The organism is Corallococcus sp. CA049B, from assembly GCF_003611685.1.
GTDB classification, from domain to species: Bacteria; Myxococcota; Myxococcia; order Myxococcales; family Myxococcaceae; genus Corallococcus; species Corallococcus coralloides.
In genome coordinates, this window is record NZ_RAWC01000075.1 from 1 (window position 1) to 25,253 (window position 25,253).

20 protein-coding genes are annotated in these 25,253 nt (G+C 70.6%); 15 read left to right on the top strand and 5 right to left on the bottom strand.

Annotated elements, in window-relative coordinates:
• Positions 1–220 precede the first annotated feature (220 nt).
• Both glmS and glmU read right to left on the bottom strand, forming a co-directional pair.
• The gene (gene glmS, locus D7W82_RS18300; protein ID WP_120619583.1) at positions 221–2,056 is read right to left on the bottom strand and encodes a glutamine--fructose-6-phosphate transaminase (isomerizing); all 1,836 of its coding nucleotides are present in this window, start codon (positions 2,054–2,056) and stop codon (positions 221–223) included.
• Between the two features lie 113 nt (positions 2,057–2,169).
• Positions 2,170–3,570, bottom strand: a complete 1,401-nt coding sequence (gene glmU, locus D7W82_RS18305; RefSeq protein ID WP_120619584.1) for a bifunctional UDP-N-acetylglucosamine diphosphorylase/glucosamine-1-phosphate N-acetyltransferase GlmU — start codon at positions 3,568–3,570, stop codon at positions 2,170–2,172.
• Positions 3,571–3,958: 388 nt separating this feature from the next.
• Here glmU and ggt point away from each other — a divergent pair, with 388 nt between their 5' ends.
• Entirely contained in the window at positions 3,959–5,722 is a 1,764-nt protein-coding gene (ggt, locus tag D7W82_RS18310) for a gamma-glutamyltransferase (RefSeq protein ID WP_120619585.1), read from the top strand.
• Positions 5,723–5,744: 22 nt separating this feature from the next.
• Positions 5,745–6,527: a TatD family hydrolase gene (locus D7W82_RS18315; RefSeq protein WP_120619586.1), complete on the top strand. Its 783-nt coding sequence runs from the start codon at positions 5,745–5,747 to the stop codon at positions 6,525–6,527.
• Between the two features lie 138 nt (positions 6,528–6,665).
• On the opposite strand, the gene D7W82_RS18320 is transcribed toward D7W82_RS18315, so the two are convergent.
• Complete coding sequence (locus D7W82_RS18320; RefSeq protein WP_120561800.1) at positions 6,666–6,941, bottom strand: hypothetical protein; 276 nt, start codon at positions 6,939–6,941, stop codon at positions 6,666–6,668.
• A gap of 323 nt (positions 6,942–7,264) precedes the next feature.
• On the opposite strand from D7W82_RS18320, the gene D7W82_RS18325 reads away from it, so the two are divergent.
• From D7W82_RS18325 to D7W82_RS18345, 5 genes are all read left to right on the top strand, one after another.
• On the top strand, positions 7,265–7,510 hold the full coding sequence (locus D7W82_RS18325; protein ID WP_120619587.1) for a hypothetical protein: 246 nt from the start codon (positions 7,265–7,267) through the stop codon (positions 7,508–7,510).
• Positions 7,507–8,493, top strand: a complete 987-nt coding sequence (locus tag D7W82_RS18330) for an amidohydrolase family protein (protein WP_120619588.1) — start codon at positions 7,507–7,509, stop codon at positions 8,491–8,493. The genes D7W82_RS18325 and D7W82_RS18330 overlap by 4 nt, the downstream gene beginning before the upstream one ends.
• A gap of 102 nt (positions 8,494–8,595) precedes the next feature.
• A complete protein-coding gene (locus D7W82_RS18335; protein WP_014394116.1) occupies positions 8,596–8,976 on the top strand; it encodes a response regulator in 381 nt (126 codons plus the stop codon).
• 85 nt (positions 8,977–9,061) lie between these two features.
• Complete coding sequence (locus tag D7W82_RS18340) at positions 9,062–9,895, top strand: ABC transporter ATP-binding protein (RefSeq protein ID WP_120619606.1); 834 nt, start codon at positions 9,062–9,064, stop codon at positions 9,893–9,895.
• A 41-nt stretch (positions 9,896–9,936) separates the two neighbouring features.
• On the top strand, positions 9,937–11,556 hold the full coding sequence (locus tag D7W82_RS18345; protein WP_120619607.1) for a hypothetical protein: 1,620 nt from the start codon (positions 9,937–9,939) through the stop codon (positions 11,554–11,556).
• 6 nt (positions 11,557–11,562) lie between these two features.
• Here D7W82_RS18345 and D7W82_RS18350 read toward each other — a convergent pair whose 3' ends face one another.
• A complete protein-coding gene (locus tag D7W82_RS18350) occupies positions 11,563–12,834 on the bottom strand; it encodes a VWA domain-containing protein (protein ID WP_120619589.1) in 1,272 nt (423 codons plus the stop codon).
• 129 nt (positions 12,835–12,963) lie between these two features.
• Here D7W82_RS18350 and D7W82_RS18355 point away from each other — a divergent pair, with 129 nt between their 5' ends.
• The 8 genes from D7W82_RS18355 (at position 12,964) to D7W82_RS18390 (ending at position 22,383) form a co-directional block, all read left to right on the top strand.
• Positions 12,964–13,863 (top strand): histone deacetylase, encoded by a 900-nt coding sequence (locus tag D7W82_RS18355; protein WP_120619590.1) that lies wholly within the window; start codon positions 12,964–12,966, stop codon positions 13,861–13,863.
• Positions 13,864–13,947: 84 nt separating this feature from the next.
• Complete coding sequence (locus D7W82_RS18360) at positions 13,948–14,658, top strand: hypothetical protein (RefSeq protein ID WP_120619591.1); 711 nt, start codon at positions 13,948–13,950, stop codon at positions 14,656–14,658.
• Positions 14,659–14,742: 84 nt separating this feature from the next.
• Positions 14,743–15,135 (top strand): peptide chain release factor-like protein, encoded by a 393-nt coding sequence (locus D7W82_RS18365; protein ID WP_120619592.1) that lies wholly within the window; start codon positions 14,743–14,745, stop codon positions 15,133–15,135.
• A 203-nt stretch (positions 15,136–15,338) separates the two neighbouring features.
• Entirely contained in the window at positions 15,339–19,580 is a 4,242-nt protein-coding gene (locus D7W82_RS18370; protein ID WP_120619593.1) for a hypothetical protein, read from the top strand.
• Positions 19,577–20,176, top strand: a complete 600-nt coding sequence (locus D7W82_RS18375) for a type II secretion system protein (protein WP_120619594.1) — start codon at positions 19,577–19,579, stop codon at positions 20,174–20,176. The genes D7W82_RS18370 and D7W82_RS18375 overlap by 4 nt, the downstream gene beginning before the upstream one ends.
• The gene (locus D7W82_RS18380) at positions 20,173–21,276 is read left to right on the top strand and encodes a PilW family protein (RefSeq protein ID WP_120619595.1); all 1,104 of its coding nucleotides are present in this window, start codon (positions 20,173–20,175) and stop codon (positions 21,274–21,276) included. Before D7W82_RS18375 ends, D7W82_RS18380 begins: the two co-directional genes overlap by 4 nt.
• Before the next feature lie 26 nt (positions 21,277–21,302).
• Entirely contained in the window at positions 21,303–21,929 is a 627-nt protein-coding gene (locus tag D7W82_RS18385) for a hypothetical protein (protein ID WP_120619596.1), read from the top strand.
• Positions 21,930–21,960: 31 nt separating this feature from the next.
• Positions 21,961–22,383 carry an HD domain-containing protein gene (locus D7W82_RS18390; protein WP_120619597.1) on the top strand — a complete coding sequence of 141 codons (423 nt, stop codon included), beginning with the start codon at positions 21,961–21,963 and terminating at the stop codon, positions 22,381–22,383.
• Between the two features lie 81 nt (positions 22,384–22,464).
• On the opposite strand, the gene acnA is transcribed toward D7W82_RS18390, so the two are convergent.
• On the bottom strand, positions 22,465–25,200 hold the full coding sequence (gene acnA / locus D7W82_RS18395; RefSeq protein ID WP_120619598.1) for an aconitate hydratase AcnA: 2,736 nt from the start codon (positions 25,198–25,200) through the stop codon (positions 22,465–22,467).
• Positions 25,201–25,253: the final 53 nt, after the last annotated feature.

Here is a 25,253-nt window from a genome sequence, read left to right on the forward strand (position 1 = left end):
CCTTCCCACCGAACCCCGCAAGCCCCAGCCCCAACTCACAGACGAGGACCGCGAGGTGGTGGAGAACCTGGAGCTGCTGGAGTCGCTGGACGCCGCCGCGGACCTGGAGGTGCTCCTGGAGCTGGCAAACGAGAAGTAGCGCCGGCCAACGAAGAAGCCCGGGCCCCCTGGTGAAGGGAGTCCGGGCTCTTTCGCGTTCAGGCGTGGAAGCCGTGAAGCGCTACTCGACGGTCACGCTCTTGGCCAGGTTGCGCGGCTGGTCCACGTCGTTCCCGCGCATCTCCGCCACGTGGTACGCGAGCAACTGCAGCGGGATGGTGGCCACCACCGGCGCGAGCAGCGCGCAGGCGGCGGGGATGCGGATGACGTGGTCGGCCAGGGTGTCCGCCTGGTTGTCGTCCTCGTCGAGGATGGCGATGACCTTGCCGCCGCGCGCGCGGACCTCCTCGATGTTGCCGATGATCTTCTCGTAGGCGATGTGCGGCTGCTTCGGCGCGATGACCACCACGGGCATCTTCTCGTCGATGAGCGCGATGGGGCCGTGCTTCATCTCACCGCCCGCGTAGCCCTCCGCGTGGATGTACGAAATCTCCTTCAGCTTGAGCGCGCCCTCCAGCGCCACCGGGTGCATGGGGCCGCGGCCGAGGAAGAGGAAGTCCTGCGCGTTCATGAACTCGCGCGCGACGCGCTTCACCTGCGGCTCGCACTTGAGGACTTCTTCAATCATCTTCGGCACCTGGGTCAGGTGCGTCAGGTGCTCCTGCGCGCCCTCCACGGACAGCGTGCCGCGCATGCGGCCCAGCTTCACCGCCAGCAGGTACAGCGTCACCAGCTGCGTGGTGAACGCCTTGGTGGACGCGACGCCAATCTCAGGGCCCGCGTTGGTGAGGACGTGCAGGTTCGCCTCACGCGTCATCGCGCTGCCAATGACGTTGCAGATGGCCATGGTGTGCGCGCCCAGCCGCTTCGCTTCCTTGAAGGCCGCGAGCGTGTCCGCCGTCTCGCCGGACTGGCTGATGGCGATGACCAGGTGGCTCTTCTCCACGATGGGGTCGCGGTAGCGGAACTCGCTGGCGAGCTCCACCTCCACCGGCAGCCGCGCCAGCGACTCAATCATGTGCTTGCCGGCCACGCCCGAGTGCCAGGACGTGCCGCAGGCCAGGATGGTGACCTTGGTGAAGGTCTGGACCTGCTCCTGCGTGAGGTTCCAGGTCTCGAAGTGGACGTCGCCTTCGGTGAGGAGCATCCGGCCGCGCAGCGTGTCCGCGATGGCGCGGGGCTGCTCGTGGATCTCCTTGTGCATGAAGTGCTTGTAGCCGCCCTTCTCCGCCATCATCGGCGTCCAGTCGATGCGGCGCGTGGGGCGGTTCACCAGCTTGCCCTCGCGGTTGAAGATGTCGACCTTCGCCGCGGTGACGACCGCCAGGTCGCCCTCCTCCATGTAGACGAAGTCACGCGTGTGCTCGAGCAGCGCCGGCACGTCGCTGGCGATGAAGTTCTGGCCCTGGCCCAGGCCCAGCACCATGGGCGACGCGTCCTTCGTGCACACGATGCGGCCCGGGTCGTTGGAGCACACCACCACCAGGCCGTAGGTGCCCTTCACCTGCTTGATGGCCGTGCGGACGGCGTCCGGCAGGTCCACGCCGCGCTCCACCTCCGCGGAGATGAGGTGCGCGAACACCTCCGAGTCCGTCTCCGACGAGAAGACGTGGCCGCGCGCGCGCAGCTCCGCCTTGAGCGCCAGGTGGTTCTCGATGATGCCGTTGTGCACCACCGCGACGTTCTTGTACGTGTGCGGGTGGGCGTTCTCGTCGGAGGGCCGGCCGTGCGTGGCCCAGCGCGTGTGGCCGATGCCGGTGGTGCCCCTGGGCAGGTCCTGCACCACGCGGTTCTCCAGGTTGCGCAGCTTGCCCGTGGCGCGCACCACGTTGAGCTGGTTGCCGCCCACCACCGCGACGCCCGCGGAGTCGTAGCCCCGGTACTCGAGCTTCTTCAGGCCCGACACCAGGATGGGAGCAGATTCCTTGTCACCGACGTAGCCAACAATCCCGCACATGTTCTTCCTGCCTCTTTCTCGTCCCGCGGCGCCGGAGCAAACCACGGGCAACCCGTTCACGCCCAACACGCCCAACCCCGCCCCGCCGACCGAGCAGCAGGCGAGCACTCTTGCTAACCAGCCTTCACCTTCACCTGCCGTGCCTTCTTGGCCGCCACCCACCCCTCCTTCACCACCTGTGGCGCACGGGACACAGCGAGGCTCCCAGGAGGCACATTTTTCGTCACCGTGGTGCCCGCGCCGACATACCCGCCGTCCCCCACCTTCACCGGCGCCACCAGCTGACTGTCCGAGCCGATGAAGACGCCATCGCCCAGTTCAGTCAGGTGCTTGTTCACCCCGTCATAGTTACAGGTGATGGTGCCCGCGCCGATGTTGCAGCCCGCGCCGATGTTCGCGTCGCCCAGGTAAGTCAGGTGGTTGGCCTTGGTGCCCTTGCCGATGCGGGCCTTCTTCGTCTCCACGAAGTTCCCCAGATGCACTTCCTCTGCCAACTCCGTGGCGGGGCGCAGCCGGGAGAACGGGCCGATGATGCAGCGCTCGCCCACACGCGCCTCCTCCAGCACGGAGTAGGGCTTGATGTGGGTGCCATCCGCCACGACCGAAGCCGTGAGCACGCTGCCCTGGCCGATGATGACGCCCTTCCCGATGACGGTGCCGGCCATCAGCGAGACGCTGGGACCAATCTCCGTGTCGGTGCCAATGGTGATGCCCTCTTCGATGTACGCGGTGGCGGGGTCCTGGATGGACACGCCCGCGCGCATGTGGGCTTCGTTGATGCGCTGCTGGAGGACGCGGGCGCGCGCCGCCAGCTCCACCTTGTCGTTCACGCCCGCGGTCTCCGTGGCGTCCGCGTCCACCGCGCCCACGGGGCCCACCTTCGCGGCCATCTCCACCAGGTCGGTGAGGTAGTACTCGCCCTGCGCGTTGACGGGTTTGATTTCGGCCAGCGCCTTCCAGAGGAAGGCCGCGTCCACGGAGTAGATGCCCGCGTTGCACTCCTTCACCGCGCGCTGCTCCGGGGTGCAGTCCTTGTGCTCCACGATGCGCGCGACCTTGCCTCCTTCGCGGATGACGCGGCCGTAGCCGGTGGGGTCCTCCAGCGTGGTGGACACCAGCGCCAGCACCCCGCCCGCGGCGTCATGCGCGGCGAGCAGCGCCTGGAGCGTCTCCTTGCGCAGGAGCGGCACGTCTCCGTAGAGGATGAGCACGCGGCCGTCATGGCCCTTCAGCGCGTCCCCTGCCGCCTTCACCGCGTCCGCGGTGCCCCTCTGCTCCTTCTGGAGCGCGAAGCGCAGGGGCGCGTCCGGGAAGTGGGAGCGGATGGACTTCTCCACCTCCGAAGCCTGGTGGCCCACCACCGGCACCACGTGCGTGGCGCCCAGTTCCAGGGCCCGCTTCAAGGGATAGGCGCAAAGGGGCCGGCCGAGGATGGGGTGAAGGACCTTGGCCTTCTCCGACTTCATCCGCGTGCCCTTGCCCGCGCACAGCACAACCGCCGCCAGAGCTGTCATATGCGGCGGAGAATTAGGGACCGCCGATCAACTCGTCAACCGCGCCCGGCCTTCAAAGCGGAGCGCGGGGCGTCCGAAGAGGGCCGTGCGCTGACTGCTACACACAACGTGTTGCATTGGACCGTGATGCCGAAGCGCGGCTTCAAGAACGTCGTCAGCCGTACCGGGGTGGGGACCGGAGTCGGAACCGACGCCGGGTTTTCCACGGGGTTCGGAGGACTCATGAGCACCGCCAGTTGCTGCGCATGGGCCGAGACTGCCCCGCTTCCGCTCACAATCCAAGGAAAAAAATGTTGTCCAGCTGAAACCCTGGTCCAGGCGCGGCGCATGGTGCATTAGGGAACGGCCGGAAATCACAAGGAAAGGCATCCAGGTGGGGAAAGCACACATGGGAGCTGTGGGGCGAAGGTCGTTCCGCGCGCTGGGACTCGCGGTGTTGCTGGTGGCGGCTCAGGCGGGTGCGGCGCGTCCCTACCGGGGAGGTGCGGTGGCCACGGCGTATCCGCCCGCGAGCGAGGCCGCGCTCCAGATGCTGGACAAGGGCGGCAACGCGGTGGACGCGGCGGTGGCGGCGGCGTTCGCGGCGGCGGTGGTGGGTCCCTACCACTCCGGCGTGGGCGGCGGCGGGTTCGCGCTGGTGCACGACGCGAAGTCGGGCGGGACGCAGGTGCTGGACTTCCGGGAGGTGGCTCCGAAGGGCGCCTCGCGCGACATGTACCTGAAGGACGGCGCGCTGGTGCCGGGGCTGTCCACGGACGGCGCCCTGAGCGTGGCGGTGCCGGGCGCGGTGGCGGGCTACCTGGAGCTGCTGTCCAAGCACGGCAAGCTCAAGCCCGCGGTGGTGCTGGCCCCGGCCATCCGGCTGGCGAAGCAGGGCTTCTGGGTGACGCCCAAGTACCAGCAGATGGCCACCGGCCGCGCGGAGTGTCTGCGCCAGGATCCGGAGGCCGCGCGCATCTTCCTGGTCCCCAACGCGCAGGGCACGCCGGACGTGCCGCCGGTGGGACACCTCATCAAACAGCCGGACCTGGCGCGCACGCTGGAGCGGATTTCCAAGGGCGGCGCGAAGGCCTTCTACGCGGGCCCGGTGGCGCAGGCGCTGGTGAAGACGGTGCGGGACGCGGGCGGGCTGCTCACGCAGGAGGACCTGACGAACTACCGCACGCGAGCGGCCACGCCGCTGGAGACGACCTACCGCGGGCACCGCATCCTCACCATGCCTCCGCCCAGCGCGGGCGGGCTGGCGGTGGTGCAGGTGCTGGGCATGCTCCAGCAGCTGCGGCCGCAGGGCGTGCCGTACCGCGACCCGGAGTCGCTGCACCTCTATGTGGAGGCCGTGCGGCGCGCGTACGTGGACCGCGCGAAGTACCTGGGCGACCCGGCCTTCGTGCAGGTGCCGCTGGAGCGGCTGACGTCGCCCGGGCACATCGCGGACCTGGCGGGCGGCATCGACCCGAAGAAGGCCACGCCCAGCGCGTCGCTGCTGGCGCCGGTGACGGGCGGGCCCGCCTCCACGCTGCGCAAGGACGCGGGGCCGCTCACGCCGGAGCCGGAGAAGAAGAACACCACGCACATCTCCGTCATCGACAAGGACGGCAACGCGGTGGCCATGACGACCACGGTCAACTACAGCTTCGGCTCGTGCCTGGTGGCCAAGGGCACCGGCGTGCTCCTCAATGACGAGATGGACGACTTCGCCGCGCAGCCGGGCGTGCCCAACGCGTACGGGCTCGTCACCGGGGAGCCCAACGCCATCCAGCCCGGCAAGGTGCCCCTGTCCTCCATGTCGCCCACGCTGGTGTTCACGAAGGAAGACCCCCAGCGGGTGATGCTGGCGGTGGGCAGCCCCGGCGGCTCCACCATCCCCACCACCGTCATCCAGGCCATCAGCAACGTGGTGGACCACGGCATGGACGTGGCGCGCGCGGTGGGCGCGGGCCGGCTGCACCACCAGTACCTCCCGGACGAGCTGTGGGTGGACAGGTGGGGCCTGGAGCCGGCGACGCTGTCCACTCTGGAGGCCAAGGGCCACAAGATTCGCCGGGTGGACGCCTGGGGCGACGCGGAGGCCGTCTACAGCGACCCGCGCACCCACCTGCGCTATTCCTCCAGTGACCCGCGCAATGAGGGCGCCGCGACGGGCCAGGACTGAAGCGTAAGGAGAAACCCTGCCCGTGCCCGAGCCGCTCCCCCTCTTCGATGCGCACCTCCACCCGGAGGCCCTGACGGACCAGGACCTGGAGTCCATGCGCTTCTTCGGCGTGGAGCGGGCCCTGGTGGTGGCGCACCACTTCCCGGAGCCCACGGCCAAGGCGCTGCGCCAGCACTTCGACGCGCTGGTGGAGAAGCAGCTGCCGCGCCTGGAGCGGCTGGGCATCCGCGCCTGGGCCGCCCTGGGCGTGCACCCGCGCTGCATCCCCCGCCGGGGGCTGTCCGAAGTCCTGAGCCACCTGCCGGACTACTTCGAGGGCGGCCGGGTGGTGGCCCTGGGCGAGACGGGGCTGCACGTGGGCGGCGAGGAGGAGGAAGAGGCCTTCCTGGAGCAGCTGGCCCTGGCCCGCCAGCTCAAGCTGCGCGTGGTGGTGCACACGCCGCTCAAGGACAAGGAGCGCCACACGCGGCGCATCCTCACGCTCCTGCGCCAGTCGGGCCTGCTGCCCTCACGCGCGCTGGTGGACCACGCCAACGCGCGCACCGTGCGGACCATCCTGGAGGTGGGCCATTGGGCCGGCCTCACCCTGCACCCGGAGGCCCTCCAGGCGGACCGGGCGGTGGCCCTGGTGCGGCGGCTGGGCAGCGAGCGCCTGGTGCTGGACTCCGACGCGGGCGACGGCGCGGGGGACATCCTGGGGCTCGCGCGCACGGCGAACCTCCTGGGCAAGGCGAAGCTGTCCGAGCGCATCGTCCGGCGGGTCACCCGGGACAACGCCGCCCGCTTCTTCCAGATCCACGACTGAGCGCGGCATTCGCGCGCCGTGCGGGTGGCGCGCGGCGCGTTGAAAAGTGGACGGCCGCCCGGCGCTGTAAATGCGACGGGCCCCACGCAGTGAAGCGCGGAGCCCGTGGCTTTACAACCTGTGTCCCCGGCAGGGGGCCTAGTTCACCGAGACGGAGGCCTGGGCCTCCGGGTGCAGGGTGAGCCCCTGCGCGTCCGGCGCCAGCCGCACCTGCACGGGCACGCCCTGGGAGCGGTACTCCGCGAGGGAGTCCGCCGCCTCGTCGAGCAGCTGCTGATAGCGCTCCTCCAGCTCCACCGCGATCAGGAGCATGGTCTCGCCGGCGTCCGTCACGCCCGGCCGGTACACCTGGCACCGCTGGAACCGCGCCCAGCGACCGTTCTGCATCTTCACAAGCTCGCCGTCGTAAGCCATGCGCAGCACCTCTTGAGTGAAATCCGACGGAGGCAATCTAGAGGCGAATCCACGCGCTGTCATCCCCCTGTTTGAAAATTCGTAAACCCTTCGGGGTTCCAGCGGGTTGCCAACACTCAAGGGCATGTCCAGGGGTGCCCCGGGGGCCGGACCGGCGCAAAATGTAAAGTGGAACACTGTCAACGCCGTTAACCCGGCCGGGGGGGCGATGCCGCGTCGCGCTGTCAACACTCCGTGAACCCGCCCGCTCGGGAGGGGCGGCCGGGGGACGGGGCGGGACTGACGCGTGGCACCTGACGGGGGCATCCCTTAGATTCCAGCGGATGAAGTTGCCCCTGCCGTTCCGTCGCGACCGTCCCATCATTCCGTCCGCCAACGCGCAGGATCACGCGGAGCGGTTGATCGCCGAGTCCCTGCGCATGCTCGGCCAGGTGTGTTCGAAGGTCGCGGACGCCATCGAGGCGCAGCGGCTGGAGCGCCAGGGCTACGCGCACAACAGCTACCTGCGGCGCCTGGACGTGGACGAGGACGCCGCGAAGAAGCCCTCCGGACCGGGCACGGGCGGATGACGGCTCCCCGGGAGCCGCCGCCCGATCACGCCCACGGCGAGGACTCCGACGCGCCGGTGCCGTGCCTCGCCTCCTCGCCGGCCGCGACCTGGCGGGAGCAGGGCATCCAGATGCCCATGCCCGCGCTGGCGGACGAGGAAGGGCCCCGCGTGGACCCCGGCCTGCCGCCCGTCGTGGACGCGCATGTGCACCTGTTCCCTGATCGCGTCTTCGAGGCGGTGTGGCGCTGGTTCGACCGCTACGGCTGGCCCATCCGCTACAAGCTGCACACGCCCCACGTGCTGTCGTTCCTCTTGTCCCGGGGCGTCGAGCGCGTGGTCGCCCTGCACTACGCCCACAAGCCGGGCATGGCGCGCGCGCTCAACGCCTTCGTGGCGGAGGTGGCGAAGGCCGAGCCCCGCGTCATCGGCCTTGGCACCGTGTACCCGGGCGAGCCCGGCGCCGTCGCCATCCTGGAGGAGGCCTTCGCCCTGGGGCTGAAGGGCGTGAAGCTGCACTGCCACGTCCAGGCCTTCTCCCCGGACGCGCCCCAGCTGCACGAGCTCTACGAAGCGTGCGCCCGGGCGGGCAGGCCGCTCGTGATGCACTCGGGGCGGGAGCCGTCCAGCGCCCGGTACCCGGTGGATCCGCACCAGCTCTGCGCCGCGGAGCGGGTGGAGCGCGTGCTGAAGGATCATCCCACGCTCAAGCTGTGCGTGCCGCACCTGGGGGCGGACGAGTTCGACGCGTACGCGCGCCTGCTGGAGCGCCATGACACGCTCTGGCTGGACACGACCATGGCGGTGGGCGGCTACTTCCCCGTGCCCCTTCCCCGCAGGGCGCTGGAGCTCCGGCCCGAGCGCATCCTGTATGGGACGGACTTCCCCAACATCCCCTACGCGTGGGACCGGGAGCTGAGGGCGCTGGCCGGGCTGGGGTTGGACGAGACCGCGCTCGCGGGGGTGCTGGGCGGCAACACGCTGTCGCTCTATGGGGAATGTTGAAAAGAAACGCAGGCCCTTCCGCAATGGAAGGGGCATTCCCATCTTCGTCCCCATAGAATCGCGGTCCCCAAGCAGACGCCGCCACTCCAGAGGCTCAAGCCCATGTCGAACTTCATCCTGGTCGTCGACGACGACGCGAGTCACCGCACGCTCATCTGCGATGCCCTCCAGGAGATGGGCTATGCCACCATCGAGGCCAAGAACGGCCGCGAGGCACTGGACCTTCTGGAGGACGACATCCCGGGCGCCGTGCTCCTGGACCTGCGCATGCCCGTCATGAGCGGCTGGGGCCTGCTGGACGCGCTCAAGAAGATGCCGCGGGCGCGCAACCTGCCCATCATCATCATCTCCGGCTACGGCTTCGAGTGGGAGGCGGAGCTGGTGGGCGCCGCCGGCTACATCTCCAAGCCGGTGGACCTGGACAAGGTGCGCACCACCGTGCAGCAGATCGTCGGGCCGCCGGAGGTGGCCATGGTGCACTGAGCCGGGAAGCGCCCGGCGGGCCGCACCATCCGTCAACCCGAGGATTGTGGGCGACCCCACGGTGCATGGTGTGATGGCGTCCTTCATGACGCCCCCTCCTGCTGAACCCGCCGGCCCAGCGCTGGCCATCGACGCCCGCGGCCTCGTCAAGCGCTTCGGTACCTTCACCGCGCTGGACGGCCTGGAGCTTCAGATTCCACGGGGCGCCTTCTACGCGTTCCTCGGCCCCAACGGCGCCGGCAAGTCCACCTCCATCGCGTTGCTCACCGGCGTGTACGGGCCTGACCAGGGCACCATCCGCATGCTCGGCGTGGACGCCGTGGCCAGGCCCCTGGACGTGAAGCAGCGCGTGGGCGTGGTGCCGGAGGAGCTGAGCCTCTTCGAGCGCCTCACCGGCCGCCAGTACCTCACCTTCTGCGCGCGCATGTACGGGCTGGACGGCGCCCAGGCCGCGTCGCGCGCGGTGGAGCTCCTGGAGCTGACGGAGCTCACGTACAAGGCGGGCGCGCTGGTGGCGGAGTACTCCAAGGGCATGCGCCGCAGGCTCGCCATCGCCGCGGCGCTCATCCACGCGCCGGAGCTGGTGCTGCTGGATGAGCCCTTCGAGGGCATCGACGTGCTCGCCGCGGGCGTCATCCGAGAGCTGCTGCGCGAGCTGTCGCGCCGGGGCGTGACGCTGCTGCTCACCACGCACGTGCTGGAGATCGCCGAGCGGCTGGCCACGCACGCGGGCGTCATCCGGGGCGGGCGCATGTTGGACCAGGGCCCGGTGGAGCAGCTGCGCCAGCGCCACGGCGTGTCCACGCTGGAGGCGGTGTTCGAGAAGCTGATCGCCGTGCCCGCCGCGCGCAACGCGAAGCTGTCGTTCTACGGTGAGCCCGCGGCGAACGTGGTGCCGCTGCGGCGGGAGTCCGCGTGAGCGCCCCGCGTCCGAAGGTCCCCGGCTTCTTCCAGCACCTCATGCTGCTCTGGGGCCTGCGCCTGCACCTGGGCCTCAACCAGGGCCCGGGCAAGAGCCGCCTGCTCGCGGTGGCCGCGTTCGTGGGCTCCAGCGCGCCGGGCGTACTCTTGGGCCTGAGCTTCTTCAAGCTGATGCGGATGCCGCTCATCGTGCACAGCAACGTGTGGCCGTACTTCATCCTCAACCTGCTGTGCTTCGTCACCGCCGCCACCTGGGTGACGTGGCCGCTGTTGTCCGCGGGCGTGGATGACCACTCGGAGCTGTCGCGCTACGCCGCGTTCCCCATCTCACCGTTCCGGCTGCTGATGGGCTCCACGGTGGCCAGCCTCTTCGAGCCGCGCGCGCTGGTGTTCTACGCGCCCCTCACCGGCGCTGCGGTGGGCTATGCGTCGCGCCACCGGCTGGCGTCACCGTGGCTGGCGGCGGTGCTCTACGTGCTGTTCGCGCTCTTCTGCGCGGCGTGGAGCCGGGTGGGCCTCTACACGGTCATCAACGTGCTGAGGGCGAAGCACAGCGCGCGCATCATGGGCGGCGGCATGGTGGCGTTCCTCGTCGCCGCGTCGTTCATCCCGCCCATCGACACGTCGTGGCTCACCAGCGTGGGCGAGGCGGGCGTGGGCGCGCTGGACATGAGCCTCATCATCAACGCGGCGGTGGCGCTCAGCCAGGTGCCTCCGGGCTTCTTCGGTGACGGGCTGGGGCAGCTGGCGCACGGGCGCGTGGGCATCGCCATGCTGGAGGCCTTCGGGCTGCTGTTCTTCACCGCCATGGGCATGGGCGTGGCGTACGCGCTCCTGATGCGCTTCCACCGGCAGGCGGGGGGCCGCTCCGGCGGCGACCGGGGGGATGGGAAGGACAGCGACCCGTTCGCCACCACGGGCTCGCGCTTCGACACGCTCCTGCGCCGCGAGGTGCTGGACCTGTGGCGCAACCCGCGCGCGCGGCTGCTGGCGGCGGTGCCCTTCATCCTGGCCATCCTGCTGAAGCTGCTCTCCGGCAGGGACCTCTTCGTGTACCTGCTGGGCGGCAGCGCGGACGCGTGGGTGATGGGCGGCCTGAGCATCTACGGCGCGGTGGTCATCGCGTCCACGTTCTCGCAGAACACCTTCGCGTACGACGGGCACGGCTTCGCGGTGTTCCTGGCGGCGCCCCTGGACCTGGCGGACGTGCTGCGCGCGAAGAACCGGGTGCAGGGCATCGCGGCGCTGGGGATGGCGGTGCTGGTGGGCGCCTTCTACCGGGTGTACTTCGGCTCGGGCACGCTCGTGGACTTCCTGTGCGCCATGGCCGCGGTGGCGGCGGTGGTGCCCATGCTGCTGGCCGCGGGCAACTTCCTGTCGCTGTACTTCCCGGTGAAGTTCCACGCGAGCCTCAAGCGCCGCGACCGCATCCCCCTCACCGCGTCCATGCTGGGCATCCTCGCGGCCAGCGTGGGCTGCATGCCCTTTGGCCATGCGCTGCGGGCCGCGGGGAAGGACGGACCGGGCTGGCAGTCCGTGGCCTTCATCCTGGGGTTCGCCGTGCTCCACTTCGGCGTGTACCGGGTGACGCGGCCCTGGGCCATGCGGCTGTTGGATCAGCGCCGGGAGATCGTGCTCCGGGCGGTGACGCGTGAATAGCCGCGCTCAGTAGGTGACGCCGAACTTCGCGGCCTGCGTCTTCACGCTCTTCATCACGTTGGCGTCGAAGGCGTCCTCCTTGGCGGGGGCGTTCTTCGTGAGCCACTGGTCGCGCTCGGTGGCGAGCTTCGCGACCTTCTCCTCCAGCACCTTGCGCTCGGCGGCCAGCTGCTTCACCTTCGCGGCCTGCGCCTCCTTCTTGAGGCCCTTGAGCTCCTGGGGCAGCTCGTCGTCCTTGAGGGAGTCGAGCGCGGCCGGCTGCTCCAGCAGGTCCACGCCGCCCGCGATGGCCGCGGGCGCGCTGCTCACCGCCCCGGCGCTGGGGGCGCTCTTGCCCACGCCCCGGCTCGTCTTCATGTAGCTGATGCGGTCCGCGACGGCCTCCGCGGCCATGCCCTTGGTCGCCTCCGCGCGGGCGACGTTCATGGCCCGGGCCTCCGCGCGGCCGCCGTACAGCGTCTTGGACGCCAGCTCCGCGTTCACGCGCGACAGCTCCGCGTCATAGGGCGTGGCCACCGCCACCATGCCGCCCGCCGCGTCGATGGAGTCGAAGGTGCCGTCCGTCAGCTTCGCCACGTAGCGCCAGGACTCCTCGGTGGCCGAGTCCGCGCCGCAGCGCACCGTGTTCACCACGATGTGGCGCTCCTTCGCGCGCTTGGACCAGAGCTTGAAGTCCCAGGCGGCCTCGCGCTGGGCGGGGGGCGCGTCGCCCACCAGGAAGATGACCTTCATCACCTCGCGGTCCTGGCTCCACTTGAGCAGTGACACCGCTTCGCCCAGGCCTCGCCCCACGTGCTCGGGGTGGTCCCCGCCCCCGTTCGCGTCCAGCTTGCGCAGCTCCGCGAACATGGAGTCCATGTCGTCGCTCAGCTCGAAGCGCTTCGTCACGTACGCGTCCCCCTGGTCCCGGTACGCCACGAGCGCCACCTTCAGGTGCGGCGTGGGCTTGCCCTTCGCGATGCGCGACGCGATGGAGAAGATCTTCTGCTTGGCGCCCTCCAGCAGGCCGCCCATGGACCCCGTCGTATCCAGCACGAAGGCCACTTCGATTTCGGGCCGCTGCCCCTGCGGCTGGGCCTGCGCGTCCTGGGCCTGCGCCTGAGCCTGCGTGTCCGTGGGCTTCGTGGGCGCGCCCTTCACGGCGGGCTTCTCCGTCGCGGCGGGCTTCTCCGTGGAGGCCGGCGCGCGGACGGGCGTGACGGCCCAGGCGGAGGTGGCAGGCAGAACGGTGGCGAGCGCGGCCGTCAGGACGGCCCGCGAGAGGGGCTTCAGGTTCATGGGTGGGCTCCGGGTGACGGACTTGCGGGCGGGCACATCCGCGCCGCCTGCTCCTGTAACGGACAGGCCCGCCGGAAGTTCTACGCCCCCGGTTGCACCCCTCCGGAACGGGCGTTACGCCCCGGTTCCGTGCGCGTCTTCCACATCGACCGGTACCTGGTCCCCCTGCCCGACGGGCACCGCTTCCCCATGGAGAAGTACCGCCTGCTGCGCGAAATCCTGCTCGAGCGCGGCATCCTCCCCCCCGCCGTCTTCCACGAGGCCCCCCGCGCCGGGCGCGACGAACTGGAGCGCGTCCACACCCCGCGCTACCTGGACGCCTTCTTCGGAGGAACGCTCACCGACGCGGAGCTGCGCCGGCTGGGCTTCCCCTGGTCCCCGAGGCTCGTGGACAACGCGCGCGCGTCCGTGGGCGGCACCCTGGCCGCCGCCCGCGCCGCATTGGCGGACGGCTTTGGCGCGAACCTGGCCGGCGGCACGCACCACGCCTTCCCGGACCACGGGGAGGGCTTCTGTGTCTTCAACGACATCGCCGTGGCCATCCGCGTGCTCCAGGCCGAAGGGGCCCTCCGCCGCGCGGTGGTGGTGGACCTGGACGTGCACCAGGGCAACGGCACCGCGGCCACCTTCGCGGGCGACCCGTCCGTCTTCACCTTCTCCATGCACGGCGAGCACAACTTCCCCTTCCGCAAGCACGCCTCGCACCTGGACCTGGGGCTGGAGGACGGCGTGGGGGACGCGGAGTACCTGGCCACGCTCGACGCGCACCTGCCCCACGTCCTGGAGTCCGCCCACGCCGACCTGCTCTTCTTCCAGGCCGGCGTGGATCCGCTGGAGGAGGACACCCTGGGCCGGCTGTCACTCACCCACGCGGGGCTCTTCGAGCGCGACCTGCGCGTCATGCGCGCGGCGAAGGAGCGCGGACTCCCCGTGGTGCTCACGCTGGGCGGCGGCTACGCGCGGCCGCTGGCGCCGTCGCTGGAGGCTCACGTCGGGACTTATCTGGCCGCCTGTTCGTTGTTCCGCTGACGCCCCTCTTCCCCGGGGACGCTTGCGGGCCCGTTCGCCCCGGCCCCATGCTCGACCCTGCTTCGCCACCCCAGGAGCCCTCCCATGCCGCGTTCCCTCCCCCGTCTCGCCGTCCTCGCCTGCGCGCTGGCCCTGGGCTGTGGCGGCAACACGCCCTACTACCGCCTGGACTGGGGAGGCGAGGACACCGTCACCGCCGCGCCCGGCGACTCCATCCCCTATGACATCGCCATCCAGCGCATCGCGGACAACCTGGGCGAGGTGCGCGTGCGCCCGGCGATCGTCCCCGAGGGCGTCACCTTCAGCCCGGACTTCTCCCTGCCGGAGGGAGAGACCATCGCCACCACCACCGCCACCATCACGGTGGCTCCCGGCGTCACGACCTACGGCGCGAACGCGCTGCAGCTCATCGCGGAGGACCCGGCCAACAACGTCACCGCCCGGGGCAACATCTCCCTGATCATCCTGCCGCCCCCCGAGCCCCAGCCGGACTTCGCGCTCGCCGTGGAGCCCCGCCAGGTGAACGTGGCGCCAGGCGAGTCCGCCCAGGTGACGGTGACGGTGACGCGCGCGGAGGGCTTCACCGGCGCGCTCACCATCGCGCTGGAGTCCCCCGGCACGACGCGGCTCGGCGCCGACCCCGTCACCCTGGCCCCGGGCGAGACGACCGCGCAGGTGCGCGTCACCACGGACCGCTCCCTCTCCGTCCTGGCCTACGTGGTGAAGTTCGTGGCCACCGCCGAGGACGGCCGCGCCGCCAAGACGGGCTTCACCTTCAACCTGGACCTCACCTGAGCAGACCGTGAAGGGGCCCCGCGCCGCCCGGTGTCAGGCGCGGGGTACCGGTGGCGTCTTCGCGGCGCTAACTTGAGGACCGCCATGACACCGCCGACCCCTCCCATCGCACCCGCTCGACGCCAGGCCGCCCGGGAGGCCCTCGCCCTGGATGACGAGGCCCTGCTGAAGGTCTGCGACGTGGAGTTCTTCATCGCCTCCGGACCCGGCGGCCAGCACCGCAACACCACCGCCAGCGGCGTGCGCCTCAGCCACCCGCCCACGGAGCTGTCCGTCACCGCCACCGAGCGCCGCAGCCAGTCCCAGAACAAGGACGCCGCCGTGCGCCGCCTGCGCGCCGGCCTGCAGGCCCTCACCTTCGTCCCCAAGGTCCGCAAGGCCACCCGCCCCACCCTGGGCTCCAAGCGCCGGCGCCTGGAGGACAAGAAGCGCACCTCCGAGAAGAAGGCCGGCCGGGGCGGCAAGCTCGCGGATTAGGCGGCCAGGCCTCCGCTGCTATGCACGACGTGCGGACCTCGCAAGCTTTGCGTAGCCGCTGACGTCGCCCACCCACAGCCACACGGTTTCTTTCCAAGGCTCCCCCAGGACGGGAGCCCCCCACGCCGGGGCACACGGCGTGCAAAAGCCGGGGTGGCCCCCGACCCGAGGGGGTCAGTCGGTCCCCAACCCCCGGTGAACCCTTGGCCCCCATCTCCCCCAGAATCTCCGCGGCGCGGCGAATCCTGCTGGGCCTGGCGCTGCTGACGGCGCTGCCGGCGTCCGCGACGGACATCGTCACCTTCAGCCAGGGCGCGCTCATCATCCCGGAGCAGGCCACCTTCCAGCAGGGCTGTGGAAGCCTGTCGGCCTACGGCCTGGTGTGGCGCCTGTTGCAGTCCAACGAGGCGGGCGGCTTCAACGCCAACCACCCGGTGACGGTGTACCTGGCCATCGACGACACGAAGCGGTCCCCCAACCGCTGCGTGCCCACCAACAAGCACCTGCCGCCCCTGCCGCACAACGGCCAGTGGAACGACCCCAGCTGGAATGACGGCTGCGACTTCCACATCTCCCGCGCGGACGCGGCGCCCGTCGTGCCGGTGCCGCCCCTGCAGGCGCTGCCCGCGAGCGGCCTGTTCCCCGAAGCGAACATCGACAACTTCACCACCAGCACGAACCAGGCGCGGCCGAACTTCACGGCCACGACGCTCAACACCGCCAGCGGCTTCCGCGACGTCCAGTACATGGGCGGCGCGTTCATCATCGACGCGAAGGACGCGAAGAACGCGCTCGACTTCCTGAACTCCTCCGCCGGGGCGGACGCGCCGAAGAAGTTCCGCACGACGTGCAACTGCAACACGTTCAGCAACGGCAGCGGCTGCTTCTACGTGCGCATGCACCAGGCCACCATCGAGTTCAACGCGCCCATTGGCCGGCGGTTGAACCGCGTGCCCCCGAAGATCGCCCTGCTGGACCTGGACGACGACAACGCGACGGACAAGTCGTTCGTGAAGGGCGGCATGCTGGACGACTACCTGCGCAACGCGGGCCTGGACTTCCCGGGCGCGGGCGGCTGCCCGCAGGGCACCACCAGCGGCTGCAACCTCAACGGCGGACAGCCCGGCCTCATCTACGACGCGCTCCACGCCAACGCGGACCTCATCTCCACCACGGCGTTCCCCAACGGCCTGCTCAACGCCGTGGACCCCACCACCCAGCGCCCGCGCTACCGCGTGTTCTGGGCGCCGCACTGGCAGATTGGCGACAGCACCCGCGCCGAGTACCGCTCCAACGGCGACGGCGCCGGCAACCAGGCGGAGAACGTCCTCAACAACATCGCCTACTTCACCAACCAGCGCGGCAACGGCCTGTTCGCCGAGTGCACCAGCATCTGGTCCTACGAGCACACCGACAAGGTGGGCGGAGGGCTGGTGCCCTCCACGCGCTTCCAGGGCGAGAACACCTTCGAGAAGAACAAGCTCGGCAGCAGCGGCAAGAACTGGGACGGCCGCAACTGCACGGACCCGGACTACATGAACGAGTCCTCGCCCCGGCCCGCCTGCATCCTCTACCCCAACCCGGGCGACCCCTTCTCCCAGCTGGGGGACTTCCGCTTCAACAACGTGGCGGGCGAGACGGAGAACTACCGGACGACCTTCAAGAACGGCGTGCGGCGGCTGGCGGTGAGCTGGGTGAACTACGCCACGGGCAACCAGTACGACAACCCCGTGCACGTGGCGGCGCACACCCTCCGCGGCAACGACTTCTTCTCCTTCAACCAGAAGGACAATGATCCGCAGAAGGCGACCATCGTCTACCTGGCGGGCCATGACTTCAAGGACAGCGTCGCGGGCACGCGCATCGTGCTCAACACGCTGCTCAACCTGGGGAGCGAACCGCTGCAGAGCGAGCGCACCGTGTCCGCGCCCGTCGCGCTGGACGACACCAACGGCAGCGACACCAACGGCTCGCGCGCCCTCTTGTTCAAGACGTCCTACAACGCCGTGACGGGCTACCCGCCCGGCGCGGACACGTACACGCCCGCGCAGGGCTCGCACTGGGTGTTCCCCTACTACCCGGGCACGCTGCGCGCGCACTCGCTCATTGGCGGGGATGCGCTGTCCACGGGGGAGAACTCCCTGTCGGACGGCACGCTGTGGAACGCGGACGCGCGCATGCCCGCGCCCGGCAGCCGCAACCTCTTCACCTACTTCGGCGGCGAGGTGACGGTGAACCCATCGCTGGGCGCCGGCCGCGCCGCGCCGCACGGGGTGATGCAGGTGGGCTGGCAGCCGGAGGAGGTCTCCGGCACGCGCATCAACCGCGACTACGGCTCGGCCCCCAACACCGGCTGCGTGGACGTGCTGAAGCTCGGCCGCGCCCCGGCGCGTGACGGCGGCTTCCGCTACGACTTCGTGAAGGGCCCGGACGGCGTCTGCGACCTGCAGCAGGCGACGCAGTACTCGCCGCAGCTGGGCGGGGCCGACTTCGGCGTCACCAACGAGCTCATCAACAAGACGCAGCTGTACGTGGACTTCAACGCGGTGGCGATGATGCTCCAGCGGGTGCGCGGCTTCTGCTACGCCACGGAGTCCGGCCGCGACGGCGCCAGCGAGACGCCCATCCTCGAGCCCTCCATCACCCAGTGCAACAACGACGACGCGGACAACAAGGCGCACCTGGGCGGCTTCATCCACTCGTCGCCCGTGGTGGTGACGGCCAGCCCCCACATCCAGGACGCCAACGCGCCCCGGCCCACGGTGGCCTACGCGGCGGGCCTGGACGGCCAGGTGCACGCCTTCTACGTCTCCGGCGGCGCGCGCTATGACGGCCCCGCGCAGAGCCTGAGCTTCCCCAACCCGGACGCCAGCGCCCGCTTCAAGACGGACTTCGCCCAGCGCTTCCGCTCCGGCACCCCGCCCCCGCCGGGCACGGAGCTCTGGAGCTTCCTGCCGGCCACGCAGCTGGCGGGCCTGCGCAACAACACCGCGCGGGTGAACAGCGCGCCCGCCGTCTTCGACGTGTTCGCGGACTTCGTGGGCACCGGCCGCCGCGAGTGGCACACCGTGCTCGTCGCCAACGTGGGCCAGACGGGGCGCGACCTGTTCGCCCTGGATGTGACGAACCCGCTCAAGCCCGTGCTGCTGTGGCACCTGGTGGGCAGCCACTACGCCACCGCCAGCGCGCCGAACTCCGCGGTGGCGCTGGCGGACAAGGGCCAGGGCGGCCTGGACTGGACGTACACCTGGGACGAGGACTCCAGCCTCTTCCTCCTGCCGCCGCGCGCGGACCCGGGCCGTCAGCCGAGCGGCCTCTACGACTACAGCGGCCTGGGCGGCTCGCGCGGGCTGTCCGTGGGCGTGGGCCGGCTGGGCATGGAGCCCGTGTACGCCGTCTTCGTCGCCTCCAGCAGCTCCGGCGCGCTGCCGGCGCCGGGCTCCCCGGGCTCTCCCGCCAAGGGCGTGCAGGTGTTCGCCATCGACGTGGCCACCGGCCAGAAGCTGTGGCAGTGGCAGCAGGCCTACACCAGCAGCGTGGACAACAGCGCGCCCGCCGCGCCCACCGTGTCGCAGGACTCGAGCGGCGCCGCGCGGCTCTACGTGGGTGACATGGAGGGCCGGCTCTGGGAGCTGGACGCGTCCACCGGCATGAACCTCAACGTGGCGCGCACGGGCCCCGCGTGCTCGGAAGCCACGCCCTGCAAGTACACGGCGATGAACATCGGCGGGCTGCCCGTCACCAGCCAGCCCATCAGCACCAACGTGGGCCTGGCGCGCATTCCGCTCGACGCGACGAACACCTCCGCCTTCGGCCAGTTCAAGGGCAAGGTGGTGGCCCTGGTGGGCACCGCCGGCATGGACTGGGTGCCGGACACGGTGGGAGGCCGCTTCCACGCGCTGCTCCTGGACGCGGAGCTCCGGCTGCCCCTGGGCATGGACGGCAAGCGGCTGGACGGCTCGCCCATCAACGCGAACCTGGCCAACACGGAGGCGGCCACCTACGGCGTGCTCCAGGAGCCCTCGCCCTTCCCGCTCGTCTTCCCCGCCCCCGAGCACGTCTACGGCAACATCACCATCGCCGGGCGCACCGCGTACTTCAGCACCGCGGAGGAGTCCGTGAACGACCCCATGCTGCTGAGCGCGTCCGTGGGCGGCCACACCTACAGCATCGATTTGGGCAACACGGCGGCCACGCAGGCGGGCATCCAGCCCATGAGCGGCGCGACGCTGGCCAACTACGGCGGCGTGGCCGTCTACCACCGCGACAGCGGCGGCGGGTCCACGGACTACGTGGTGGGCGCGGAGGTGAGCGCCCTGCGCGTCACGCGCATCGACAACGCGACCAACACCGGCGCCTCCAGCCCCAACGCGAAGGACTCCGTGGCCGGCGACAACGGCGTGCTCTACCAGCTCCTCAACTGGAGCCAGAGGTTCCTCGAATGAGAGCCCTTCCCTCTTCCGCCGCCCGGCGCGGCAGCGGCCTGCTGGAGGTGCTCATCGCCATGTGCGTCCTGGCGCTGGCCGCCGTGGGCGCCGTGATGGGCATGGTGGCCGCCACCCGCGACGTGAAGGACGGCCAGGTGCTCCAGGGCCGGCGCATGCTGCTGGAGGCGCGCGTGCAGCGGCTGTGGCTCGCGTCCAAGATGGACCTGGCGAACCAGGCCATCCCCCGGCCCGCCCTCTTCCCGCCGGAGGTGGCCCTGGCCACGGCGCCCTGGGTGCTGGACCCCAGCGCGCCGCAGGCGGGCGACATCGGCACGGGCGCGTACTTCCGCGTGCGTCCCACCGGCCAGGTGGAGCCCGCGCTGGACGTGCCCGCCGGCACGCCCTGCACCGCCGCCACCCCGGACACGGTGCTGCCCCGCGACGTCTACTGCCGCGAGGTCCTGGTGACGCAGGGGCTGCCCAAGGACCTGCCGCCCGCGGCCCAGGCGATGGTGCCCGCCGGGGCGCTGCCCTTCACCTTCTGGACGCGCGCGTACCGCAAGGGCGACAGCCTGGAGCGCGCCATCGTGCACAGCGAGGTCTTCGTCCTATGAGGATCCGGCCGAAGCGTAAGGCGCGCGCGCGCGGCATGACGCTGCTGGAGACGATGGTGGCCGCGGCGCTCACCACCATCATCCTGGCGGCGGCCACGGCCCTGCTCCTCGCGGGCGGGCGCGTGGTGCACAACACGGAGCACGTGGCGGACAGCCACGACCACGCGCGGCTCGCGGGGGAGACGCTGCTGTCGGCGGTGCGCCAGGCCGGCGCGGGCATGTCCGAGGGCCTCTGGGTGGTCTCCGGTGGAGTCCCCCAGCGCATCAACCCCGTCTTCGGCGGTGACGGCGCGGGCGCGGGCGTGCTCGCCGCCACCACGACGGGCAACCAGCCGGGCGCGGACGGCAGCGACGACCTGTGGCTGGTGGTGCCGGACCGCAACTACCTGGGCCGCGACTGCGCGCCGGGCGCGGCGATGACGGTGGTGAAGCCGGGCACCGGCGCCCTGGAGGTCAACTGCGCGGGCACGCTCGCCGGCGCCGCGCCCGCCAACCCCATGCTGGTGGCCAGCAACATGAAGAGCGCCGCGCTGCTCACCCAGACCTCGGTGTCGAGCACTCCGCCCACCGCCACGGTGAACTACCTGGAGAGCGGCGTGTCGGGCTTCTCCAACGCGCCCCACAAGGGCGGCTTCCAGAAGGGCGACCTGGTGTACCCCGTGCGGCTCCTGCACTTCTTCATCGGGACGAACGCGGTCAACGGCCGCAAGGCGCTGATGCGCGCGGAGGGCATCCCCGGCAGCGACGTGTCCGGGCGCCCCTTCGTGGACATGGCCGACCCGGTGGTGGTGCAGGACTTCGTGGAGGACTTCCAGGTGACGTTCGGCATCGACGCCACCCACACGGGCGACCCGGCCCGCTACGACTTCCAGCACGGCCTCAAGCCCGAGTACACGCCGGGCCTGCGCTCGGTGCGCATCAGCGTGGTGGCCACCGGCCGCTCGCCCCGGCGCGACAACCAGAACCAGACCGTCCTCTCCGAGGACCTGCCCATCGCGGTGGAGAACCACACCCCGGCAGCCGGCCCCGCGGACGGCTACTTCCGCAGCCTCTTCTCGCGCCGGGCGGAGCTGCCCAACCTGGCCGCCGCCAGCCTGTGAATCCGTCCTCCGTGAGGCCCTCCGCCATGTCCCCACGCGCTTCGTCCCGTTCCCCCCGCGGCGCCACGCTGCTGCTCGTCGTGCTGCTCGTCACCGTGCTCCTGGGCCTGGTGGCGGGCGTGATGGCCTACGCCAGCAGCGAGCGCACGCGCGCCGTGACGTCCAGCCGCGCGGGCCAGCGTCAGGGCTGCGCGGAGAGCGGCCTGCAGCTGGCGCGCGGCTACTTCGGCCGCAACTACGCCCAGTGGAACACCTTCCTGAGCACGCCGGGCGCCTACGACCCCATCGGCTCACCCACCAACCCCGCGCCCGCCAACCCGCGCACCGCCGCCGGCCGCGCTGCCATCAAGACGGTCAACCCCGCGCTGTTCGCGGACCTGGACGGCGACGGCAAGGACGACGTGTACCTCTACATCCGGGACAACGAGGACGAGTTCAAGCCGCTCGCCCCGGAGTGGAACCGCGACAATGATCAGCAGGTGGTGGTGGGCGCCATCTGCATCAGCGAGACGATGATTCCGCGGCTGGGGAGCAGCAACCAGCTGGACCCCAGCGCGCTCGCGGTGGAGGGCATCCTCCAGTACAACGGCGGCGGCCACGCCTACACGGCGCAGACGGCGGGCGGCACGGGCTCCGGCAACCTCAACCGTTGAGCCGTCCGCCGGGCGTGCGAAGCTCCCGCCCATGCCCACGCTCGAAGACGCCATCGCCCTGGCGGTGGCCGCGCACCAGGGTCAGCGCGACAAGGCAGGACAGCCCTACATCCTCCACCCCCTGCGGGTGATGCTGCGTCTGTCATCCGACGCGGAGCGCACCGTGGCCATCCTCCATGACGTGGTGGAGGACACGCCGTACTCGCTGGAGCGCCTGCGCGGCCTGGGCTACCCGGAGGACGTGCTGTCCGCCCTGGACTGCCTGACGAAGCGCGAGGGCGAAAGCTACGAGGCCTTCATCGAACGGCTGCGTCCCCACCCCCTGGCCCGCCGCGTGAAGCTGGCGGACCTGGAGGACAACATGGACGTGCGCCGGCTGAAGGACGTGACGCCCAAGGACGCCGAGCGCCTGTCGCGCTACGTGGCCGCCTGGACGCGCCTGCGCGCGGAGTAGCCCAGCAAAGACGACGGCCCGGCGACCCTCCCATGAAGCGAGGGCGGCCGGGCCGCGAAACCAGCAGGTGCTGTCCGCTGCTTACGCCTTGGCGAGCTGGCGCAGCACGTACTGGAGGATGCCGCCGTTGCGGTAGTAGTCGAGCTCGTTCGGCGTGTCGATGCGGCACACCGCCGTGAACTCGATGGGGCCCTTCTCACCGGTGGCCTTCACGGTGAGCTTCTTCTGCGGCGCCAGCCCGTCCGCGACGCCGGTGATCTCGAACGTCTCGTGGCCGGTGAGGCCCAGCGACTGCGCGTCCTGGCCCGCCTCGAACTGCAGGGGCAGCACGCCCATGCCCACGAGGTTGGAGCGGTGGATGCGCTCGAAGCTCTTGGCGATGACGGCCTTCACGCCCAACAGCTGCGTGCCCTTGGCCGCCCAGTCGCGGCTGGAGCCGGTGCCGTACTCGGCGCCCGCCAGCACCACCAGGGGCGTGCCGTCCGCCTGGTACTTCATGGACGCGTCGTAGATGCTCATCCGCTCCCGCGTGGGGATGTGCACCGTGACGCCGCCCTCCACGCCGGGGACGAGCAGGTTCTTCAGGCGGATGTTGGCGAAGGTGCCGCGCACCATCACCTCGTGGTTGCCGCGGCGCGCGCCGTAGGAGTTGAAGTCCTTGGGCTCCACGCCCTCCGCCATGAGGTACTTCGCCGCGGGGCTCGTCTTGGCGATGTTGCCCGCCGGGGAGATGTGGTCCGTCGTGACGGAGTCACCCAGGAGCGCCAGCACGCGCGCGCCCTTGATGTCCTGCACCGCCTTGGGCTCCTTCGGGAGGTTCTCGAAGAAGGGCGGCTTGCGCACGTAGGTGGACTTCTCATCCCACTTGAACGTGGAGCCCTTGCTCACCTGGAGCTGCTGCCAGAGCGTGTCGCCCTCCATGGCGTTCGCGTACTGGCTGCGGAACTGCTCCGGCTTCACGGCCGTGCGGATGGTCTCCTTGATCTCCTCGTTGGACGGCCAGATGTCCTTGAGGAACACCGGGCGGCCGTTGGGGTCCGTGCCCAAAGGCTCGTTGTCCAGGTCGCGGCCCACCTCACCGGCCAGCGCGTACGCCACCACGAGCGGGGGGCTCGCCAGGTAGTTCATGCGCACGTGCGGGTTGATGCGGCCCTCGAAGTTGCGGTTGCCGGACAGCACGGCCGCCACCACCAAGTCGCCCTCCACCACCGCGTTGGACACGGGCTCCGGCAGCGGGCCGGAGTTGCCGATGCAGGTGGTGCAGCCGTAGCCCACGACGTGGAAGCCCACGGCCTCCAGGTAGGGCAGCAGGCCCGCGTCGCGCAGGTACTCCGTCACCACGCGGCTGCCCGGGGCCAGGGACGTCTTCACCCAGGGCTGCGGCTTGAGGCCCTTCTCCACGGCCTTCTTCGCCAGGATGCCCGCGGCCACCAGCACGGCCGGGTTGGACGTGTTGGTGCAGGAGGTGATGGACGCGATGACCACCGCGCCGTGGCCCACCTGGTAGCTCTGGCGGCCCGCCTTCACGGTGACGGCCTGCGCCAGCCGCTCCGGGGGCACCGCGGCGGCCGGAGCCTTCGCGCCACCCTTGGGGCCCTCGTCGTCCTCGCCCTTGCTCTTGCCCGCGGCGAGCATCTCCACCAGGGACTTCTCGTACCCGGCCTTCATGTCCTTCAGGGGCACGCGGTCCTGCGGACGCTTGGGGCCCGCGAGGCTGGGCACCACGGAGGCCAGGTCCAGCTCCAGCGTGTCGCTGAAGAGGGGGTCCTGCGCGCCGGCCTCCAGCCACAGGCCCTGCGTCTTCGCGTACGCCTCCGTCAGCGCCACGACGTCATCCGGGCGGCCGGTGAAGCGCAGGTAGTTGCAGCTCTCCTCGTCCACCGGGAAGAAGCCGATGGTGGCGCCGTACTCCGGGGCCATGTTGGCGATGGTGGCGCGGTCCGGCAGCGACAGCCCCTTCAGGCCCTCGCCGTAGAACTCCACGAACTTGCCCACCACGCCCTTCTTGCGGAGCATCTGCGTGACGGTGAGCACCAGGTCCGTGGCCGTGGCGCCCGCGGGCAGCTTGCCGGTGAGCTTGAAGCCCACCACCTGCGGAATCAGCATCGTGATGGGCTGGCCCAGCAGCGCCGCCTCCGCCTCGATGCCGCCCACGCCCCAGCCCACCACGCCCAGGCCGTTGATCATCGTGGTGTGGCTGTCCGTGCCCACCAGCGTGTCCGGGTACACGGTGCTGCCCTGGCGGAACGTCACCTGCGCCAGGAACTCCAGGTTCACCTGGTGGCAGATGCCGATGTCCGGCGGCACCACGCCAAAGCCCTTGAACGCGCTCTGGCCCCAGCGCAGGAAGGCGTAGCGCTCGCGGTTGCGCTCGAACTCCAGCTCCGCGTTCTCCTTGAAGGCCGCGGTGGTGGCGAACGAATCAATCTGCACCGAGTGGTCGATGACCAGGTCCGCCGGGTTGCGCGGGTTGATCTTCGCCGGGTCACCGCCCATGGCGGCCAGGGCCTCGCGCATGGCGGCCATGTCCACGACGGCGGGCACGCCGGTGAAGTCCTGGAGCAGCACGCGCGCGGGGTGGAAGGAGATCTCGGTCTCCGGGGCCGCCTTGGGGTCCCAGGCGAGCATCTTCTCGATGTGCTCGCGCTTGACGACGCGGCCGTCCTCGTTGCGCAGCAGGTTCTCCAGCAGGACCTTCAGCGAGAACGGGAGGCGGTTGACCGCCGGGTGCGCCTTCGCCAGCGTGGCCAGGCTGAAATAGTCGTAGGTCGCCGAGCCCACCTTGAGCTGGGCCTTGGTGCCGAAACTGTCCGTCATGTGCGTTGCCGTCCTTCCGTGCCGGAATGACGCAACTTCTAGGCGTGTCCCCC

Excerpts from the sequence above, each read along its gene's own strand:
- glmS (WP_120619583.1), bottom strand. The coding sequence starts at position 2,056 with ATGTGCGGGATTGTTGGCTACGTCGGTGACAAGGAATCTGCTCCCATC.
- glmU (WP_120619584.1), bottom strand. The coding sequence starts at position 3,570 with ATGACAGCTCTGGCGGCGGTTGTGCTGTGCGCGGGCAAGGGCACGCGG.
- ggt (WP_120619585.1), top strand. The coding sequence starts at position 3,959 with ATGGGAGCTGTGGGGCGAAGGTCGTTCCGCGCGCTGGGACTCGCGGTG.
- D7W82_RS18320 (WP_120561800.1), bottom strand. The coding sequence starts at position 6,941 with ATGGCTTACGACGGCGAGCTTGTGAAGATGCAGAACGGTCGCTGGGCG.
- D7W82_RS18325 (WP_120619587.1), top strand. The coding sequence starts at position 7,265 with ATGAAGTTGCCCCTGCCGTTCCGTCGCGACCGTCCCATCATTCCGTCC.
- D7W82_RS18330 (WP_120619588.1), top strand. The coding sequence starts at position 7,507 with ATGACGGCTCCCCGGGAGCCGCCGCCCGATCACGCCCACGGCGAGGAC.
- D7W82_RS18335 (WP_014394116.1), top strand. The coding sequence starts at position 8,596 with ATGTCGAACTTCATCCTGGTCGTCGACGACGACGCGAGTCACCGCACG.
- D7W82_RS18340 (WP_120619606.1), top strand. The coding sequence starts at position 9,062 with ATGACGCCCCCTCCTGCTGAACCCGCCGGCCCAGCGCTGGCCATCGAC.
- D7W82_RS18345 (WP_120619607.1), top strand. The coding sequence starts at position 9,937 with ATGCTGCTCTGGGGCCTGCGCCTGCACCTGGGCCTCAACCAGGGCCCG.
- D7W82_RS18350 (WP_120619589.1), bottom strand. The coding sequence starts at position 12,834 with ATGAACCTGAAGCCCCTCTCGCGGGCCGTCCTGACGGCCGCGCTCGCC.
- D7W82_RS18360 (WP_120619591.1), top strand. The coding sequence starts at position 13,948 with ATGCCGCGTTCCCTCCCCCGTCTCGCCGTCCTCGCCTGCGCGCTGGCC.
- D7W82_RS18365 (WP_120619592.1), top strand. The coding sequence starts at position 14,743 with ATGACACCGCCGACCCCTCCCATCGCACCCGCTCGACGCCAGGCCGCC.
- D7W82_RS18375 (WP_120619594.1), top strand. The coding sequence starts at position 19,577 with ATGAGAGCCCTTCCCTCTTCCGCCGCCCGGCGCGGCAGCGGCCTGCTG.
- D7W82_RS18380 (WP_120619595.1), top strand. The coding sequence starts at position 20,173 with ATGAGGATCCGGCCGAAGCGTAAGGCGCGCGCGCGCGGCATGACGCTG.
- D7W82_RS18385 (WP_120619596.1), top strand. The coding sequence starts at position 21,303 with ATGTCCCCACGCGCTTCGTCCCGTTCCCCCCGCGGCGCCACGCTGCTG.
- D7W82_RS18390 (WP_120619597.1), top strand. The coding sequence starts at position 21,961 with ATGCCCACGCTCGAAGACGCCATCGCCCTGGCGGTGGCCGCGCACCAG.
- acnA (WP_120619598.1), bottom strand. The coding sequence starts at position 25,200 with ATGACGGACAGTTTCGGCACCAAGGCCCAGCTCAAGGTGGGCTCGGCG.